Origin of the sequence: Peptoniphilus asaccharolyticus DSM 20463 (assembly GCF_900176115.1) — a bacterium.
In the GTDB taxonomy this organism is placed as follows: domain Bacteria; phylum Bacillota; class Clostridia; order Tissierellales; family Peptoniphilaceae; genus Peptoniphilus; species Peptoniphilus asaccharolyticus.
Window position 1 is genome coordinate 424,861 of sequence record NZ_FWWR01000009.1, and the last position, 18,449, is coordinate 443,309.

At 29.6% G+C, this 18,449-nt stretch carries 19 protein-coding genes; 15 read left to right on the forward strand and 4 right to left on the reverse strand.

All coding sequences use genetic code 11. The features are described 5' to 3' along the window. Positions 1-239: 239 nt before the first annotated feature. From B8869_RS02730 to B8869_RS02750, 5 genes are all read left to right on the forward strand, one after another. On the forward strand, positions 240-926 hold the full coding sequence (locus B8869_RS02730; RefSeq protein WP_084230205.1) for a response regulator transcription factor: 687 nt from the start codon (positions 240-242) through the stop codon (positions 924-926). Between the two features lie 8 nt (positions 927-934). Then, positions 935-3,115, forward strand: a complete 2,181-nt coding sequence (locus tag B8869_RS02735; RefSeq protein WP_084230206.1) for a sensor histidine kinase — start codon at positions 935-937, stop codon at positions 3,113-3,115. A gap of 206 nt (positions 3,116-3,321) precedes the next feature. After that, positions 3,322-3,813 (forward strand): preQ(1) synthase, encoded by a 492-nt coding sequence (queF, locus tag B8869_RS02740; protein ID WP_084230207.1) that lies wholly within the window; start codon positions 3,322-3,324, stop codon positions 3,811-3,813. 9 nt (positions 3,814-3,822) lie between these two features. After that, entirely contained in the window at positions 3,823-4,479 is a 657-nt protein-coding gene (queC, locus tag B8869_RS02745) for a 7-cyano-7-deazaguanine synthase QueC (RefSeq protein WP_084230208.1), read from the forward strand. After that, complete coding sequence (locus tag B8869_RS02750; protein WP_159445229.1) at positions 4,469-5,131, forward strand: queuosine precursor transporter; 663 nt, start codon at positions 4,469-4,471, stop codon at positions 5,129-5,131. Before queC ends, B8869_RS02750 begins: the two co-directional genes overlap by 11 nt. A 17-nt stretch (positions 5,132-5,148) precedes the next feature. Here B8869_RS02750 and glmS read toward each other — a convergent pair whose 3' ends face one another. After that, on the reverse strand, positions 5,149-6,972 hold the full coding sequence (glmS, locus tag B8869_RS02755) for a glutamine--fructose-6-phosphate transaminase (isomerizing) (RefSeq protein WP_084230210.1): 1,824 nt from the start codon (positions 6,970-6,972) through the stop codon (positions 5,149-5,151). Positions 6,973-7,227: 255 nt separating this feature from the next. Here glmS and B8869_RS02760 point away from each other — a divergent pair, with 255 nt between their 5' ends. The 9 genes from B8869_RS02760 to B8869_RS02800 all read left to right on the forward strand — a co-directional run bounded on the left by B8869_RS02760 (position 7,228) and on the right by B8869_RS02800 (position 14,305). Next, entirely contained in the window at positions 7,228-7,905 is a 678-nt protein-coding gene (locus B8869_RS02760) for an acyl-ACP thioesterase domain-containing protein (protein ID WP_084230211.1), read from the forward strand. A gap of 134 nt (positions 7,906-8,039) precedes the next feature. Then, entirely contained in the window at positions 8,040-8,237 is a 198-nt protein-coding gene (locus B8869_RS02765; protein ID WP_084230212.1) for a cold-shock protein, read from the forward strand. A gap of 49 nt (positions 8,238-8,286) precedes the next feature. Beyond that, positions 8,287-9,030 carry a peptidylprolyl isomerase gene (locus B8869_RS02770; protein WP_084230213.1) on the forward strand — a complete coding sequence of 248 codons (744 nt, stop codon included), beginning with the start codon at positions 8,287-8,289 and terminating at the stop codon, positions 9,028-9,030. Positions 9,031-9,089: 59 nt separating this feature from the next. Further along, entirely contained in the window at positions 9,090-10,421 is a 1,332-nt protein-coding gene (locus B8869_RS02775) for a nucleotidyltransferase family protein (RefSeq protein WP_084230214.1), read from the forward strand. Positions 10,422-10,503: 82 nt separating this feature from the next. After that, complete coding sequence (locus B8869_RS02780; RefSeq protein WP_200805941.1) at positions 10,504-11,949, forward strand: aminoacyl-histidine dipeptidase; 1,446 nt, start codon at positions 10,504-10,506, stop codon at positions 11,947-11,949. 16 nt (positions 11,950-11,965) lie between these two features. Continuing rightward, positions 11,966-12,253, forward strand: coding sequence for a DUF1292 domain-containing protein (locus B8869_RS02785; protein WP_084230216.1), 288 nt, complete (start codon positions 11,966-11,968; stop codon positions 12,251-12,253). Positions 12,254-12,319: 66 nt separating this feature from the next. After that, complete coding sequence (locus tag B8869_RS02790) at positions 12,320-13,225, forward strand: TIGR01212 family radical SAM protein (protein ID WP_084230217.1); 906 nt, start codon at positions 12,320-12,322, stop codon at positions 13,223-13,225. A 2-nt stretch (positions 13,226-13,227) separates the two neighbouring features. Then, positions 13,228-13,656 (forward strand): hypothetical protein, encoded by a 429-nt coding sequence (locus B8869_RS02795; protein ID WP_084230218.1) that lies wholly within the window; start codon positions 13,228-13,230, stop codon positions 13,654-13,656. A 97-nt stretch (positions 13,657-13,753) separates the two neighbouring features. Then, positions 13,754-14,305 (forward strand): DUF6648 family protein, encoded by a 552-nt coding sequence (locus tag B8869_RS02800; protein WP_084230219.1) that lies wholly within the window; start codon positions 13,754-13,756, stop codon positions 14,303-14,305. Positions 14,306-14,503: 198 nt separating this feature from the next. On the opposite strand, the gene B8869_RS02805 is transcribed toward B8869_RS02800, so the two are convergent. After that, on the reverse strand, positions 14,504-14,707 hold the full coding sequence (locus B8869_RS02805) for a transposase (protein ID WP_084230220.1): 204 nt from the start codon (positions 14,705-14,707) through the stop codon (positions 14,504-14,506). Further along, complete coding sequence (locus B8869_RS02810) at positions 14,682-15,701, reverse strand: ISL3 family transposase (RefSeq protein WP_234989729.1); 1,020 nt, start codon at positions 15,699-15,701, stop codon at positions 14,682-14,684. The genes B8869_RS02805 and B8869_RS02810 overlap by 26 nt, the downstream gene beginning before the upstream one ends. Before the next feature lie 179 nt (positions 15,702-15,880). Here B8869_RS02810 and B8869_RS02815 point away from each other — a divergent pair, with 179 nt between their 5' ends. After that, positions 15,881-16,867 (forward strand): IS30 family transposase, encoded by a 987-nt coding sequence (locus B8869_RS02815; RefSeq protein WP_084229742.1) that lies wholly within the window; start codon positions 15,881-15,883, stop codon positions 16,865-16,867. Positions 16,868-16,965: 98 nt separating this feature from the next. Here the strand turns inward: B8869_RS02815 and murC are convergent, their stop codons facing one another. Beyond that, positions 16,966-18,345, reverse strand: a complete 1,380-nt coding sequence (gene murC, locus B8869_RS02820; RefSeq protein WP_084230222.1) for a UDP-N-acetylmuramate--L-alanine ligase — start codon at positions 18,343-18,345, stop codon at positions 16,966-16,968. Positions 18,346-18,449: the final 104 nt, after the last annotated feature.

An 18,449-nucleotide genomic window follows, 5' to 3' on the forward strand; every position in this document is an offset into this window, starting at 1 on the left:
GAAATCTTGAGCTATTTTTATTTGTAGTATTTTAAAAAGAATCTAAGGGTTATCTTTTTACATTGGATTAAATAATATTATTGAATAATTTATAAAATTGAAATGGATTTATAATCAAGACATAAGTTCAAAAACAATTAATATTTGAATAGATTTGTTATAATAAATTTAAGATTTTTGTAAGAGTTTTAAAGTAATATCTTAATAAATGTGATGTACTATATATATGGAGGTTGGATATGAAGTATAGAATATTGGTAGCAGAAGATGATAATGCAATAAGAGATTCTATAGGAATTTATTTGAGAAATGCTAATTATGAAGTGGTTGAAGCTAGAGATGGTGAAGAAGCAATACATAAGTTCAAGTCTGAAAAGATAGATTTAGTTATTATGGATTTGATGATGCCTAATTTAAGTGGAGAAGAAGCAATTTTGAAGTTAAGAGAAATCACATATGCACCAATAATAATTTTATCTGCTAAGAGTGAAGACTATGACAAGATAATAGGATTGAATATAGGTGCTGATGATTATATAACTAAACCTTTTAATCCTTTAGAACTTATGGCGAGAGTTAGCTCTAACATAAGAAGATTTTATGAGTATCAACCTAATAAAAATTCAGATACTTTAGAGTATGGAGATATTAAGCTTGTTATACCTGAAAAGTCTGTTTATGTAAGAGATGAGAAGGCACATTTAACTTCAATTGAATATCAAATATTAGAATTATTGATGAAAAATCCTAATAGAGTTTTTTCTGTAGACGAGATTTATGAAAAAGTTTGGGACGAACCAGCTTTTGATGTTAAGACAGTTACAGTGCATATCAGAAGAATAAGAGAGAAGATAGAAATTGATCCTAAAAAACCTATTTATTTAAAAGTTGCATGGGGGTTGGGGTATAAGTTTGTTACTAAATAGGAGGAATTATGAGTGATATAGACATAAGATACTCTTCAAAGGGATTAGCTATAATATTTTTGGTTATTTCTATTTTAGGAGTGTTGTTTGGAATATACGGCTCTGAAAATGATTTGTTCAGCTCATATCATAATGATAGAAGTTGTTATTACAGCTACTATGATCAAGTTGAAAGGTCGTTATATAAAGAAGGTGCTGGGAAACTAAATCATTATTATATAGATGATACATCATCAGATAGATTTATAAGTTCTTATGTTAGAAGTTATAAAATAGCTAACTATCCTTTTACTGAAGAATATAAAAAACATTCTAATAAAGTAGTGTTGGATATGACAGAGCACGATGGAGGATTTGAGGAGTATGGAAGCTATGGGGCTGCAATAGATGCTGCTAGAGAACATGACATTTCAAACCCAAGGATAAATGTAAATATAACAGAAGAACCTATCTATAACACATACTACTTGACTAATGATAGCGGGATAGATGAATTTGATCCGCAAGATGTGGCTGATTATTTAAAGACTGCAAAAACAAATATTGTCATAAGTGGTGTATGGGAAAATGGAAGTTTAAAATTTACAAGAGATATAAATGAAATTCGTGCACAAGATATTCCTTATGCTACAAATTTAAAACAAGCCATTAGAGAAGTTTACTCTTCTATAGGAAATAATGGAATTCAAAAATTAAATTTCACATATTCGATTAATACTGAATCAAATGCATTTAAGCAATATATACTCGCTATGAACTACGAAGAAAAAATATTTCCAAATTCAGCGCTTGGTGTTGCAGCAGGTATAGTTTTAATATTGATACTAGGTTTATTTTCAAGTTATGAAAAAATGAAAGAAAGTAGATTCTATATAAGTATTTTAAAAATTCCTGTAGAAATGGTAATCTTTGTGGCCATTCCACTTTGGCTTATGTGTGGGGCAATGGCAGCGGATTTCTTTAGTAGACATACCGAGCTAACTACAGGAATAGTATCTCCATTTTATTTATTACAAGTGGTTGCGATAATAACTATGGGAGTGGCGGTATTATATTTACTATATGCTCTAAAAGATGTTTTCTATAAAGGATTCTCTTCAACAATAGTTAAAAATTCTATTGTATCTAAAATACTGAATTTCTTTAGGGAAAAATCGGTGGGATTTTTTAGAAAGTCAAAAAATGTTTCAAATGAATATTTAAAGGATTTTGACCCTGGCAAGAAGAGAAACTTAATGTTATTTTTCTTAGGACTATTCATCCTAGGTATAGTAGCGGCTAATATAGTGGTAGTACGTCAATTTCAGTTAATAGTCTTAATTTTGTGGACTGTATTGTTGGGTGTTATATTTATAAGAGTTCAAAAATATACTTCTGAACTTGAGGATATAGAAAAGACTGCAAAAATAATTTCTGAGGGGCATTACGATATAAAAATAGAAGAAGGAAATTCAAATTTTAAAGGTTTAGCACACAACTTAAATTTAATAACTTCAAATTTGGACAGTGCTATATCAAATGCTGTTAAGTCAGAGAAGTTAAAAACGGATTTAATAGCCAATGTATCACATGATTTAAAAACTCCGCTAACTTCAATAATTAATTATTCTGAGTTGATAGTTAATGAAGAAAATGTAGAGAATATTAAAAAATATTCAGGAGTTATAAACGAAAAATCTTTGAAACTTAAGAATTTAATAGAGGATCTTTTTGAAGCAGCAAAAGTAAGTAGCGATAATATAGACTTAGAAATAGAAGAAATAGATTTTAAGCAACTTATAAAGCAAATTATAGGTGAATGGGAAGATAAATTAGAAGAAAAGAACTTGTCGATTGTAGAAGAGTATACGCCAGAAAGTGTAATGCTAAATTTAGATGGGGTAAAGACTTCGAGAATTTTAGACAATCTGTTTTCAAATATCTATAAGTATGCTTTAGAGGGGACTAGAATCTATCTAACTCTTGAGAAAAAAGAAAATGTAGTTTTAACAATAAAGAATATTTCAAAATTCCCATTAAATATTTCTGAAGATGAATTAATGGAAAGATTTAAGAGAGGGGATGTTTCAAGAAATACAGAGGGAAGTGGACTTGGATTATCCATTGCTCAAAGTTTAGTAAAGGCTCAAAAGGGAAATTTTGAAATAGAAATAGACGGAGATCTATTTAAATCTAAAATAGAGTTTTAGTTAAAAGGGGTTATTTAATAACCCTTTTTAATTTTAATTTGAAAGATTTTAATTTATCTATTATAATTGCTACAGACAGTTCGTAACCATCCTGTCTTAAAATAAAACTAGGGATGAAATAAATAAAATTAAAGCTTTAATTTATTTTGCTTAATCTCCTAGGTGTGTTACGACACCTTTTTTTATTTGTTTCAAAGAGGAGAATTATGAGAGAGAAAGAAGAAATGAAAGATATAACGCTCTTAGGCAACCAAGGTACTAAAATGCCTAGAGATTATGCACCAGAAGTTTTGGAGGCATTTGACAACAAACATCCAGGCAATGACTATTTTGTAAAATTTAATTGTCCTGAGTTTACTTCATTATGTCCTATAACAGGACAGCCTGATTTTGCAACTATCTATATATCATACGTTCCAAATGTGAAAATGGTTGAAAGTAAATCTTTAAAATTATATTTATTCAGCTTCAGAAATAGAGGAGATTTTCATGAAGATTGCATGAATATAATTATGAAAGACCTTATAAAATTAATGGATCCAAAGTATATAGAAGTATGGGGCAAATTTACACCAAGAGGTGGGATTTCAATAGATCCATACTGCAACTATGGAAAAGCTGGAACAAAATGGGAAGATGTTGCTTGGAATAGACTTAGCAATCATGATTTATATCCTGAAAATATCGACAACAGGTAGGTGTAAATTATGAAAATGGTTTTGTTTAGTGGCGGAGTGGATAGCACAACTTGTCTTGCCATGGCCAAAGAAAAAGATGAAGATGTAATTGCAATATCTTTTGACTACGGTCAAAGACATAGCGAGCAAGAGCTTAACGCAGCAAAAAAAGTTGCGAAATATTATAATGTAAAACAAATTTTTATAGATTTAAAAGATGTGTTCAAACATGGTAATTCTTCACTTACAGATTTAGATTTAGAAGTTAGCGAAGGAGACTATGCTGAACAAGAAAATGCAAACACTGAAGTTGAGTTTAGAAATGGAATATTCATATCTGTACTAGCATCTTTGGCTATGCAGTATAAGGCTGATGAAATCTATTTTGGAGCTCATAAAGATGATTCTGGAGTTATATATCCAGATTGTAGTCCGGAGTTTGTAAAGGCGATGGAAGAAGCTATAAAAGTCGGTTCAAGAGATACTGTAGCTTTAAAAGTACCTTTCTTGAACAAGACAAAAACTGAATTAGTGGCCTATGGAAAAACTATAGGTGTGCCTTATAATTTAACATACTCTTGTTATAATGGTACAAATCCGCCGTGTCATAAGTGTGGAACTTGTATAGACAGAGAAAAAGCATTTATTGCAAATGGTTTGGACAGAGATGGCAACTATGCAAGATAATAAATTTAATAAACAAGAAAATAAGGCTGATTTGTATAGATTGATGCTTTGGAGTTTTTATGCTGTTGCAGTTATAATGAAAAATATTTTTGCAACTAAGAGATGGAAAGTTGGATTTATACAAGCTCCTGCTGGATATATTTTTGAACCTGTAACTTTTATAGCTCAAGACGTTGAAACGGAGACAAGGGGTTATAAAAGTGCAAAGACTATGGTATTTTGGGGATTTGCTTTAAATATTATAGTGGCTATAGCATCTCAGTTAGCTATAATTCTTCCAAATGCAAGCTCTCCTGAAATACAAACTTCATTTGCTATAGTGTTAGGGAATGTGCCAAGAATATTAGTGGCAAGCTTAATAGCTTATCTTTTGGGTGGAACTTTAAATGTAAAGATAATGTCTCATTTAAAAGAAAAGAAGAATAATAGTTTATTATATAGAGCTATAGTTTCTACAATATTTGGACAATTACTTGATAATATAGTTTTTAGTAATATAGCATTTTTAGGAATAATACCTCTTAATCAAATAATTTACATGTCGATAAGCATGACTATAATTGAAACAATTTATGAGATAGTATTTTATCCGGTAACAAAATTTTTGATATATAAAATTAAAGAAGCAGAAAAAATAGACACACTCATTTGAGCATGTCTATTTTTTATTTATTCAACTGTTACAGATTTAGCTAAGTTACGAGGCTTATCAACATCATTTCCTTTTAATACAGATGCATAATAAGCGATGATTTGTAGCGGTACTATACTGATAAGTGGGGCTATGAAATCATCAATTTCAGGGATTTCAATTAGTTGGGCTGTATGCTTTTTAAGCCCTTCATTATAAAATCCGATAGCAAACACTTCAGCACCTCTTGCAGATATCTCTTGTATATTAGATACCATTTTATCTATTAAATCTCTCTGAGTTGCAAGAGCAAATACTTTAGTATCTTCTTCTATAAGAGCTATAGTACCATGTTTTAATTCTCCGGCAGGGAATGATTCAGAGTGTATATAAGAAATTTCCTTAAGTTTTAAAGATGCCTCTTTAGAAGTTATATAGTCAACGCCTCTACCTATGAAGTATACAGATTCAGCATTTATAATTTCTTGAGAAACTGATTTATAAAGGTCACATTCTTTTAATAAAGCCTTTATCATTTCAGGAACTTTATGAATTTCAGTTAGTACACCTGACAATTCTTCTTGAGAAATTTTACCGATTTTAAGAGCCCAATCAAGAGCAAATAAATATAAGTTAGTTACTTGGGAAGTGTATGCCTTAGTTGATGCAACTGATATTTCAGGCCCTGCATGGCAATATAACACTTTATCAGCCTCTCTTGCAATTGTAGAGCCTACAACATTAGTTATTGCATAAACAGTGGCTCCTCGCTTCTTAGCAAGTCTAATAGCGTTTAAAGTATCAGCTGTCTCTCCAGATTGACTAACTACAATAACCAAAGTCTGGTCTGTTACAAATGGGTCGCTATATGCAAATTCAGATGCAATTTCATCTCTTACTGGAACACGAATTAATTTTTCAATTAAAAATTTACCAACTTGTCCAGCGTGTAGAGCAGTTCCACATGATGTTACATATATATTTTCAAAATTTTCAAATTCTTCTTTAGTAAAAGTATTATCGCCTAAATCGATAGTGTTGTCTTTTACTAAACGTTCAAGAGTTTCAGATACTGTTCTCTCTTGTTCAAAGATTTCTTTAATCATGTAGTGTTCAAAGCCTTCTTTAGAAGCAGCTTCTACATCCCAATCTATTTGAGAAATTTCTTTTTCTATAATATCTAAGTTTAAGTTGTATACAACAGGGTCTTTTCCTAATTTTAGATGAACAATTTCTTCATCGTCCAAGTATATAACTTTTTGAGTGTGTTCAACTATAGATGCAGCATCTGAAGCAACTATATTTCCTGTAGGAGTAACTCCAAGAAGTAGTGGTGATTTATTTCTTGCAGCTATAAGTTCACTAGGATTGCCATTAGCTATGGCGCAGATTGCATAAGAACCTTCCAATTCTTTAAGAGTTCTCAACACTGCATTTAATAGGTTTCCATCATAGAATTTATCTATTAAATGAGCAATTACTTCGGTATCAGTTTCAGATTTGAAACTATATCCTTCGCTTATCAATTTTTCTTTAAGTTCAACAAAGTTTTCTATTATTCCATTGTGTACAACAGATATTGAACCATCTTTATTTATATGAGGATGGGCATTTGTTTCTGTTGGTATACCGTGAGTTGCCCAACGAGTATGTCCAATCCCAACTTTACCATCAAAAGGAGCTTCGTTAACAGCATCTACTAAATTTTGAAGTTTACCAGCTCTTTTTAAAGTATTTATATTTTCAGTTCCTATGATAGATATTCCTGCTGAGTCATATCCCCTATACTCTAATTTTTCTAATCCATTTAAAATAATTTCTGTGGCATTATTATCACCACAGTAACCTACGATTCCGCACATTAAATTGTACCTCCAGTTTAAAATTAGACTCACTTTGCTCGATTTGTAATCAAAATTTCTTTTGATTTTTGTAGAGCACTTAGGCTGTGATACCTTCGGAGCATCCGCCGAATTTTCGATAACTCCGTTCCTCGTCATCCATGTGTGGATCTGGCGCTTAAGCGATTTTTATCTTTGGAAGATTATAACATAACTAAGAAATTATGTAAAATTTAAACAATTATGATAGACTATTCTTATTGAAAGGATGAGTATATGATAAATTTAGAATTTATAGTTAAAGAAGAGCAAACAAGAAATGGTTTTTTGAGTATAGAAAATTTGTCAAAGATGTTACTAAAGCTTTCAAGTTTAGAATCTGATATTGCCAATGACTATATGCAAGAGAATAAATTACTTTGGATGATATATAGCTGGGACTTTCAATTGAATAGAGAAATAAAAACAGGAGAAGTGTTAGAGATAAGCACATGGGTTTCTGAAGTTTCAAAGATAAAATTGCACAGAGAATTCTTAGTTAAATCTAAAGATGAAGTAGTTGCGAAGTGCTTAGCTGAGTTTTTAATTATAGATGCTAATAAGAGAAAAGCTATTAGGGTACCAAAGCAACTAATGGAATATTTTGAAATAAATAATACAAAGCTACTTTCAGTGGAAAGAGTTGAAGAGTTTGAGATAGAAGATTCAACTTCATATACAGTTGAAAGTTCATACTTTGACGAAAATAATCATGTAAATAATTCTGTATACATAAGATGGATTGAAAAGTTTTTGGATGAAAGTTCAGATAAATCTATTAAATCTTTAAAGATAGTGTACTCTAAAGAGATAAATGAGCAGGGAATTATAAATGTAGGCTTTAGTAAAAATATAGAATATTTTGAAATATATACTAAAGAAATAAAAGCAAAGGGGAATATGTTTTTATTTTAGTTGATTAATATGCTTTAAAATGATATACTTGTTTAAGTAATACAACTTTATGAATTTGAAAATGAATGAATCTTTTGAAGTAAACCTCAAAGTCTATACATTTACAAATGATTAGAGTAATAAGGAGGTAAATTTTGAAAGGTACAGTAAAATGGTTTAATAGTGAAAAAGGATTTGGATTTATAACAGGAGAAGACGGAAAAGACGTATTCTGCCATTTCTCACAAATTCAAAAAGAAGGTTTCAAAACTTTAAATGAAGGTCAAGCAGTTGAGTTTGACGTAGTTGAAAGCGAAAAAGGACCTCAAGCTGAAAACATCGTAGAATTATAAAATTTTGAGCAGCCTAGGCTGCTCTTTTTTATGAGGAGGAATATTAAAAATGGAAAAACAAGTAATTGCAAAAATTGATGGAGTAGAGATTACAACAGCTCACTATGAAAATTTTTTAAGACAATTAAACCCACAACTTATAGAATATTATAATAAAAAAGGCTTTTCGAAAGAAATCTTAGATGAATTAATTAGTCAACAACTTTTAGTAATTGATGCTAGAGAAAAGGGATATGATAAGAATGAAGATTTTCTTGAAGTTTTAAAATCAACTGAAGATTCATTACTTATGACATATGCTCTTGGAAAGACTTTAGAAAATATAGAGATTTCAGAAGAAGAAATAAAAAAATATTACGAAGAAAATAAAGACCATTTCAAACAAGGTCCTACAGTAAGTGCTTCTCACATCTTAGTTGAGACAGAAGAGGAAGCTAATGAAATAGCAAAAGAAATCAACGCTGAAAATTTTGCAGAAATAGCAAAAGAAAAATCAAGCTGTCCCTCAAGTGCAAATGGTGGTAGTTTAGGAGAGTTCTCACAAGGACAAATGGTTCCTGAATTCGACCAAAAAGTATTTTCTATGGAAGTTGGAGAAATTTCTGAACCTGTAAAAACTCAATTCGGATACCATATAATTAAATTAGATGGTAAAAAAGAAGAACTTGATTTTGAACAAATTAAGGGAAGTGTTGAATCTGAACTTAAGGGTAGAAAAGAACAAGAAACTTATGTAAATAAGATTAAAGAACTTTCAGAAAGCCATAAAGTTGAAGTAATAAATATTAAATAATCCCAGGTTAATCCTTGGGATTTTTTTAATTCTGGGGTATACTAATTAAGGGTGATTATATGAAACTTCAACTTTTTGATTATATAGATAAAAGTGCAGAACTTTTAAATTATTATAGAAACATATTAGAAGAAATCTCAGAGAATATAGTAGATTATTTATGGGATTCTCTAGATAATAATCTTGTGACTAATATAACTTATAGAACAAAGTCAGAATCAAGTTTAAGAGAAAAGATAGTAAAGAATAATTATTTTTTACATACAGAAGATCCAGAACAAATGCTGATGAATATATCAGATTTAATAGGTGTGAGAATTGAGTGTAGATTCTTAAAAGAAGAAGCTACATTATTTGAAAATATACTTGATATATTTAAATATGATTTAGGCAATGGATATTATAAAGTTGATGAAAATTCATGTATATGCTTAAAGTTATCAGATAAACAACCTCAAATACAAAAAAATGGTTTTGAAATTTACAAAATAGATGGGATTTATGAATACGGTAAAAATAAATTCAATTTTGAACTCCAAATAAAGTCAATGGTAAATGTATTTTGGGGTGAAATAGACCATAGAATCCTTTATAAAAATTATAACTATATGATGAGTGAAAATTTTATAAAAGAGATGATGGCTTCTATAAAAGACTCTTTATACATGGTCGATAAACAGCTTAGAATTTTGTTTGATCATGTGCAAAGATTTGATGCCAGCGCAGTTTCGTCTGCAAGTAATCAATTAAATTATCTACTTTCTAAAATTATACACGATGTTTTTAGCTCAAAGATACAAGATGAGTTAGGATTTGTATTTAATTTTAAAAAGACTACAGATATTATAGTTGAATATTTACAAGCTAAAGCTTCAAAAGAAAGAGAACTATCCTATGGAGAAAGCTTTGTTCAACTTATAGATAAGATAAATAACATTTCTACTTTAGATATGAATTTACAAGATCAAATTGTATTTACAAGACCTTTAAATTTTTCAGATGATTTCACTTATAAGATAGGCAGTGAGATAGAGAGAATTATCCAAAAAGATTTCTATTGGAATCTTTTGATTAAGATAATTCATAGAATAGAAGGTGGAAAATACGAAGAAAACTTAGAGGATTTTCTAAGTTATCTTAGATATAAATATTCAGTCCTATTCTTAAATATTTCAGAGAGTTTCGATTTGACTTATGAACAGTCAATAAATTTAGAACAAGTCATATTGGAGATAATAGTTGAAAACTTTAAAGATGGATATTCAGCTTATGGAATTGTTAAAGAAAGCTTTGAAAAATTAGAAGAAGAGTTTAAATTATTAAAATCAGTGGACAAAGTTAGTTACGATTTAATACTGGAAGATTTCAAAAATAAAATAATGTATTCTTAAATATATTATTAATAGACTTATATAAAAATATTTGGAACATTTATCTATATTAGGATATAATGAAATAAATAGGAGGACTATTTTGAGTAAATTAGAAAATTATAATCCAGAGAGAGTTTTTTATTACTTTGAGGAAATGACTAAGATTCCAAGAGCTTCTTTTAAAGAAGAAAAAATCGCAACTTGGTTAGTAGAGTTTGCAAAGAAACATGATTTAGATTATACAAGAGATGAAAATGACAATGTAATTATTAGAAAACCTGGAAGCAAGGGTTATGAGAATTCTCCAACTTTAATTATCCAAGGTCACATGGATATGGTTTGTGAAAAGAGCGAAGAATCAAACATCGATTTTGATGTAGATCCTATTGAATTCACAGTTGAAGATGGAAAGATTATTGCTCATGAAACTACTCTTGGAGCTGATAATGGTATTGCTGTGGCTATGGCATTAGCCATTTTAGAATCAGAAGATATTGAACACCCACCTCTAGAAGTGCTTATAACTTCAAACGAAGAAAGTGGAATGACAGGAGCTTCTAATTTAGATGGAAGTATTTTAAAAGGACAAATGCTTTTAAACTTAGATTCTGAAACAGAAGGCGTGGCTTGTATAGCTTGTGCTGGTGGCAGAAGAGATGTTCTTACATTTAAAAAAGAATTTAAAGAAGTTTCAAAAGAAAAATCATTCTATGAACTATCAATTTCCGGACTAAAGGGTGGACATTCAGGACAAGAAATACAAAAAGGTCTTGGTAATTCCAATAAACTTTTAGCTAGAGCTCTTTATGAACTAAGAGATAATATTGATTTAGTTGACATTTCAGGTGGAGCAAAACCTAATGCAATTCCAAGACATGCTAAAGCTATAATAGCAATAGATGAAAAGGAAATTGTAGAAATTCAAAAGAAAGTAATCATATTAAATAGAGATTATGTAAAAGAATTTGGCAACACTGATCCTGATGTAAGATTGAATTTAGAAAACACTTCTGAGCATACAAAAGCACTTACAGACGAATTAGCTGAAAAAATTGTACAAACTATATTAATACTACCAAACGGAGTACAATCCATGAGTAATGATATAGAAGGTTTAGTAGGCTCATCTATAAATGTAGGTGTAGTTGAATCTGATGAAAATGAAATTAGAATTTTAACTAATATAAGATCTGCTCTTACATCTTTAAAGGATGAAATAGGAGTAAGAAATATTGAAATAGCTAAACTAGTAGGAGCTGAATACGAAATTAAGAGTGACTATCCTGCATGGGAATATAAGGCACAATCTAATTTGAGAGAAGTTGCTACAAAAGTGTATAGAGATTTAACTGGTAAAGACCTGGAATTAGAAGCTATACACGCAGGACTTGAGTGTGGAATTTTTAAAGAAACTATTGGTGATATAGATATGCTTTCAATAGGACCTAATATAAGAGGACCTCATGCACCTGGAGAAAATTTAGAAATAGCATCTACACAAAGAGTTTATGAATTTGTAAAACAAATACTAAAAAATTTGAAATAAAATAGGAGGCATAATTATGCATAATGAACACAATCACGATCACGAAGAAGAATTTGAATACGATGTAATAGGTATTCCATTGGAAGATGGAACAGAATTAAACTGTATAGTAATAGATATATTTGATGTAGAAGGCGAAAAATATATTGCTTTAATTCCAGAAGATGAAATTGAAGATGGTGATGTAATACTTTTCAAATATGCAGAACTTTCTGATGAAGAAGTAGAACTTACAGAAATTGAAGAAGATGAAGAATTTACTAAAGTTTCAGAAGCTTTCAGCAAATTAAATGACGAAGAATAGATTTATTTAGGGGTTTTATGTTATTAAGACCCCTATAAACTATGGTTTTAGAATGTGAGATGTAATATGGTTTATAACAATTATTCGGATTTCCTACATGATAGATTTGGTGAAAAAGTTTACAAATTACCTATAAAGTTAGATTTAACTTGTCCCAATAGAGATGGAAAGTTAGGAAGAGGTGGATGTACTTTTTGCGGAGAAGAAGGGGGAAGTTTCGAAAATAGTTGTGGTTCTATAAAAAGTCAGCTCATGAGCAACATGAGCATTATTAAAAAGAAATATAAAGCCAATAAGTATATTTCATATTTTCAAAATTTTACAAATACTTATTTAGAATATGAGCAATTTGTAAAGAATATAAAAGATTCATTGATAGATGGGGTTGTTGGAGTGTCCATATCAACTCGCCCAGATTGTCTAAGTGATGAAATATTGAACTTTCTTGGAGAAGTCAATAAAGAATACTTAGTGACTATTGAGTTGGGCTTGCAAACAGCTAATTATAGGACATTACAAAAGATAAATAGAGGACATGGAACAGCAGAATTTGTAGATGCGGTGATAAGAGCGCATAAAAGAAATATAAGAGTTTGTGCACATGTAATTCTAAATTTACCTTATGATGACGAATTAGATAACATTGAAACGGCTCATTTATTAAATGCTTTAAATGTCGAAGAAGTAAAAATTCATGCCTTATATATTTTAAAAGGTACTATAATGGGGCAATTGTATCAAGAAGGTAAAATTGATATAATCACATTAGAGGAATATAAAAAAAGGACTATTTTATTTTTGAGACATTTAGACTCGTCTATAGTGGTTCAAAGAATAATAGGTAGAGCACCTGAAGAGAATTCTTTATTCTGCAATTGGAACACGTCTTGGTGGAAAATCAGAGACGATATAGTAAAAGAAATGCAGGAAAAAGGATTTCATCAAGGACAATGTAAAGGAAAGGATTGGTAATTATGGTTAAGTACATTTTAGGCCCAAAAGGATCAGGAAAAACTAGATGGTTAATTGAAAATGCTAATGAAGATCTTAAAAATGGAAATGGCAATATAGCATTTGTAGAAGTAGACGACGATCATATTTTTAGTCTTGATTATAATGTAAGATTGATAAACGCAACAGATTACAGACTTAATGACAAAGAATCTTTCTATGGTTTTATATGTGGTTTATTAGCTATGGATTATGACCTTGAAAAAATATATATTGATGGAATTTACAAAATTTTAAACTTAAATATTGAAGATTTAGAATTCTTAAAGAAGAAGTTAGATAAGATAAAGGACGTTGAAGGTAAAGAAATTTTCATTAACATTGATACAGAAATTTCTGAAATCACAGATGAATTGAAAGAAAATATAATAGAAGTTGGCAAGGAGAAATAATTGAACAAGAATACTGTAAAAATAATTGCCATAATATTGGCGCTTCTAATGGTATTGCCAGTATTTACTGCGTTATTTAATTAGATTTGAGGAAAAAGTGACACCACTTAGAAAAAAAAATAAGTTTGAAGATTTTTTCGAACGGAGATCTTTTTTGATTATGCAGTATAGTAATGGCGATATAAGTAAAAAAGAGTTTTTACAATATAATTACGAATATTTTGCCGGAGAGAATGCCAGACCTTTCATAAAGATAGATTCTTACGAGAAAGGAATGTACAATTATCAATACTATAATGGTATGGCAAAATATTATAGAATGTTAGCAAGAGAAGTAAAAAACACTAAGAAACATTCGAGATATTATAATTATTACTTGAATTTAGGTAATAAATACTATCACGAGAAAGATGAAACTGCATTTAAAATTTTAAAGTTACAAAATTTTGAGAATGTTTCGTCTTATTATATTAAGTGCGAATCAAAGAGTCTAAAACATATTTTATATGAGATAGTTTTAGAAGATAAAAAAGAAGCTATTTTTCATTCAAAAGCAATTTGGCTTTTAGACATATTGAAAAATGAAAAAGTATTTGAAGAAGTAGAAAAGTCTTCTCTTATAGAAGAATACATTAATGAAAAATACTAGTTGATATCAACTAGTATTTTTTTAGGCTCTATGTCAAATATTGGGGAGGCTCGTTAACTCGAGTCTCTTTCTTTATGTAAAAATGGGCACATAGACGCTAATAAAGATATCAAAACTAAAATAGCAAAAAACAACTAAAAATAAGCATAGCAAATAAAACCCCTAGGGGTTTTGCAAATTTTCCCGTTTTCCTAATCTCTACTTACATGAAAACATAATTCTTTTTCTAAACAAGTCAAAATTTCTCATACCAAAACAATTTCTTTTTAATGTTTTTATCTTTGTATGAGTTCCTTCAAGAGGTCCATTTGACCAAGAGTAATCAAATGAATTACATATTTCTTCAAACCAGTTATTAAAAGAAGTGATACAAGATTTAAATTCTTTTAATTTTTGATTCATCTGCTCTTTTTATCCATTCTCTTAAAGCTTTTTTAGCTCTAGTTTTGTTTGGCTGACTAAGTACATACTGGTACCCACAGGGCACACAGTAGAACAATTCTTTTAACTTGTATGCTTCTTTTAATTCCTTGTTAAGTTCAATCATAAGTGATACTTCATTAGCTTGTTCTGAAGTTAGCTTAGAGGCAGGTTTTGTAATTAAACTCTTACTTCTTTTAAAATATTTCCTAAGCTTTGATGATACATCCTTTTGTATTCTCTTTCTAACATTTTCTAATGCCCAGGATACTTGTCTTATGAAGTGGTACCTATCTATGATATGTATTGCGTTTTTAAAGAATGATTTCTTAACTGATTTAAATGTTTTAGACATATCACTTACAAAAAATTTTACTTCGTTTCTTTCTTTGTTTGGTATCTTTTCAAAGTACATAGACAATGTATTCTTATCTCTTGATGGTAAGATATCTATGATAGAGTGTTTAGATCCATTAAGAAGAGACGTCTGATACTTAATATTTCCACTATCACCTTTAAATTCGTCTATACATAATACTTCTGATAGCCTATCTCTAGAAGCACTTAAACAATTTAAAATTCTTAATACTGTGTTTGATGAAACATTATACCTATTAGCAATAGAAGATATAGAATAAAGCTCATCAAACTCAGAAACAATAGCAAAAACAAGTCTATTGGTCATAGTATGACCTTTGGCAATAAAATCAAGATTCCTCTCAAAACGAGAACCACAAGACTTACAATCATATCTAGTTTTCTTTAAGAAAATCAAAGATTTCTTACCTCGGATGTGAGTATCCCTAATCTTTTGAATTCTATGATCATGAACCCAAATCTTTTTAGAACCACAATGAGGACAAATAGACATCTTAGAAACAGAAGCGTGAACATTAACAAAATTATTACTCTCATCAACACTATCAAAAACTACATCTTTAAAACCAAACAAATTCATGATATTATTATTTTGCACTTATATGCACCTCCAAGCTTTGTTGTTGGTTACTTAAAGTTTAGGACTAAAAGCGTATAAGTGCAATTTTTTTTGCAGATAATTTATCATAACAAGTGCAACATAAATAAACTCATAGCTAATCAGCTGTGTTAATATGTAAGTGACCAAACAAAACATATTAAAAGGAGTGATTAACTATGAGCTATAACCATCTTACCATAGAAGAAAGATCTTGTATTTACCAATTTTTAAATTTAGGAATGAGTATAAGGAAAATTGCACAAGCACTTAAAAGGTCACCTAGTACAATATCTAGAGAAATTAAAAGAAATTCATCTAAGATAAAAGTTAGTAGGGGAAGTTACACTAAGTACTTTCCGATAAAGGCAAATGATAAATATATTGATAGAAGAAAAGACTGCCATAGAAAAAGTAAATTTTCTAAAGATGTTATTGATTATTTAACTGTAAAGATTAACGAACATTGGTCCCCTGAACAAATATCAAATAGAAACACAAATGAGATTCATGAATTACCATCTACATCAACGATATATAGAATGATACACGCCAAAAAGCTGCCAAAAACTAGTATGAAAAATTTGAGAAGAAAAGCTAAATTTAAAAGGCCAGCAGAAAAAAGAGGAAAATTCAATGATAAAGGTAGAACAATTAAGAAAAGACCTAAAGAGATATACAGAAGGCAAGAATTAGGCCACTGGGAAGCAGATACAGTGGAATCAGGCAGATTAGATCATAAAAGGAAAAGTAGATGTTGTTTCGTAACTTTAGCAGAAAGAAAATCTAGATATTATATAGCAATCCTAGTTGAAAATAGAAAGTCGGAAAGCGTAACACCAGCAATAATAAATGCATTAAAAGATTATCCAAAAGAATTAGTAAAAACAATAACCTTTGATAGAGGTAAAGAATTTTCAGAATTTGAGAAAATAGAAAAAGAATTAGGATGCAAAACTTATTTTTGTGATCCCTATTGTGCATGGCAAAAAGGTACAAATGAAAATAGTAACGGACTTTTGAGGGAGTTTTATCCTAAGGGTATGGATTTATCAGAAGTGAATATTGATGAATTAAATTATAACTTAAGTTTAATGAATAATAGACCTAGAAAATGTATAAAATATAAAACACCTAAAGAAGAACTTTTTGGTCTCTTACCATAGGTGTTGCATTTGATTTGACAATTCGTCTGCATAAAAATATCTGTTAGGGATTTACTCCCCAACAGATATTATAGAGCCTTTTTTTAATATAACAAATTTTATTTTAATAAGTCGTCGCCTATTTTGAATACATCTCCAGCTCCCATTGTAACTACTATATCATTAGGTTGTAACTCATTTTTTAAATAGGTTACTATATCTGAAAAGTCGCTCATGTAAACAGCCTTATCTCCATAATTTATAATGGCATCTACTAAAGTTTTTGAGTGTATATCTCCATAGTCTTTTTCTCTGGCTGCATATATATCTGTGATTATAGTCAGGTCTGTATCATCAAAAGATTTTGAGAAAGAATCTAATAATAATTTAGTTCTCGTAAATGTATGAGGTTGGAATATACAGAATAGTCTTGATTTACATTGAGTTTTTAGAGCTTTTAAAGAAGCTTTTATTTCAGTTGGGTGATGTGCATAATCATCTATTACAGAAGCATTATTATAAACACCCTTAAACTCTAATCTTCTATGAACTCCAGTATATTTTTTCAAACTTTTAATAATAATATCTAAAGGCATATTATTTTCGTAAGCAGCTGCTATTGCACAAAGTGAGTTATAAACATTATGTTCTCCAAGAACTGAAAGTTGAACTTCACCCTTAAATTCTCCGTTATGATATAAATCATAAGTAGGACATTCGTTTTTTAAATTTATATTTTTAGCAAAGTAGTTAGCTGATTGATCTTTAGCAGAGCAAGTGATTACTTTACAAACAGCTTTTGATTGTAAATTTTTAACTTTTTCATCATCTACATTGAGCACCAATGTATCTTGAACAGTAAGGTTTTTAACTAACCCTTCAAATGTAGAAATTATATGCTCTATATTGTCAAAGAAATCCAAATGATCTTCATCTATATTTAATACTATTGAAGTTGTAGGAAAGTATTTTAAAATATTTGCTCTGTATTCACAAGCCTCAGTTAGGAGCAAATCTTTATCTCCAATTTTAACATTTCCGCCGATTTCATCTAAATTTCCACCAAGTAGTATAGTTGGATTTTCTTCTGTGTTTAATAATATTTCAGTTAGCATTGAAGTAGTTGAAGTTTTCCCGTGTGTACCGCTAACTGCTATAGATGTTTTATAATTTTTCATAAGTTGACCTAAGAATGAAGCTCTATCAATAATATCTACCTTGGATTTTATAGCAGCCTCTAACTCTTGATTGTCTAAACTAATTGCGTCTGTATAAATAATCAAATCTGCATTTTTGATGTTTTTTGGACTGTGTTCAAAGTATATTTTTGCGCCTAAAGATTCAAGTTTATCTGTGATAGGAGACGATTTTCTATCAGAACCAGATACAGAATAGTTATAGTTAAGTAAAATCTGGGCAATTGCACTCATTGAAATTCCGCCTATTCCAATAAAATGCACGTGATTATATTTATGTTCATCTATGTTAAAGTTATCCATTTAATCCCCCTTGTAATAACAATATTATAACATAATTAAAGTAATAATTTAAAATATTAACTGCAATAATGATTAATTGAGAGTTTGTAATTTAACAATTTATT

Bases quoted from the DNA above. Each gene is read 5' to 3' on its own strand.
- B8869_RS02730 (WP_084230205.1), top strand. From the start codon at position 240: ATGAAGTATAGAATATTGGTAGCAGAAGATGATAATGCAATAAGAGAT.
- B8869_RS02735 (WP_084230206.1), top strand. From the start codon at position 935: ATGAGTGATATAGACATAAGATACTCTTCAAAGGGATTAGCTATAATA.
- queF (WP_084230207.1), top strand. From the start codon at position 3,322: ATGAGAGAGAAAGAAGAAATGAAAGATATAACGCTCTTAGGCAACCAA.
- queC (WP_084230208.1), top strand. From the start codon at position 3,823: ATGAAAATGGTTTTGTTTAGTGGCGGAGTGGATAGCACAACTTGTCTT.
- B8869_RS02750 (WP_159445229.1), top strand. From the start codon at position 4,469: ATGCAAGATAATAAATTTAATAAACAAGAAAATAAGGCTGATTTGTAT.
- glmS (WP_084230210.1), bottom strand. From the start codon at position 6,972: ATGTGCGGAATCGTAGGTTACTGTGGTGATAATAATGCCACAGAAATT.
- B8869_RS02760 (WP_084230211.1), top strand. From the start codon at position 7,228: ATGATAAATTTAGAATTTATAGTTAAAGAAGAGCAAACAAGAAATGGT.
- B8869_RS02770 (WP_084230213.1), top strand. From the start codon at position 8,287: ATGGAAAAACAAGTAATTGCAAAAATTGATGGAGTAGAGATTACAACA.
- B8869_RS02775 (WP_084230214.1), top strand. From the start codon at position 9,090: ATGAAACTTCAACTTTTTGATTATATAGATAAAAGTGCAGAACTTTTA.
- B8869_RS02785 (WP_084230216.1), top strand. From the start codon at position 11,966: ATGCATAATGAACACAATCACGATCACGAAGAAGAATTTGAATACGAT.
- B8869_RS02790 (WP_084230217.1), top strand. From the start codon at position 12,320: ATGGTTTATAACAATTATTCGGATTTCCTACATGATAGATTTGGTGAA.
- B8869_RS02795 (WP_084230218.1), top strand. From the start codon at position 13,228: ATGGTTAAGTACATTTTAGGCCCAAAAGGATCAGGAAAAACTAGATGG.
- B8869_RS02805 (WP_084230220.1), bottom strand. From the start codon at position 14,707: ATGAATCAAAAATTAAAAGAATTTAAATCTTGTATCACTTCTTTTAAT.
- B8869_RS02815 (WP_084229742.1), top strand. From the start codon at position 15,881: ATGAGCTATAACCATCTTACCATAGAAGAAAGATCTTGTATTTACCAA.
- murC (WP_084230222.1), bottom strand. From the start codon at position 18,345: ATGGATAACTTTAACATAGATGAACATAAATATAATCACGTGCATTTT.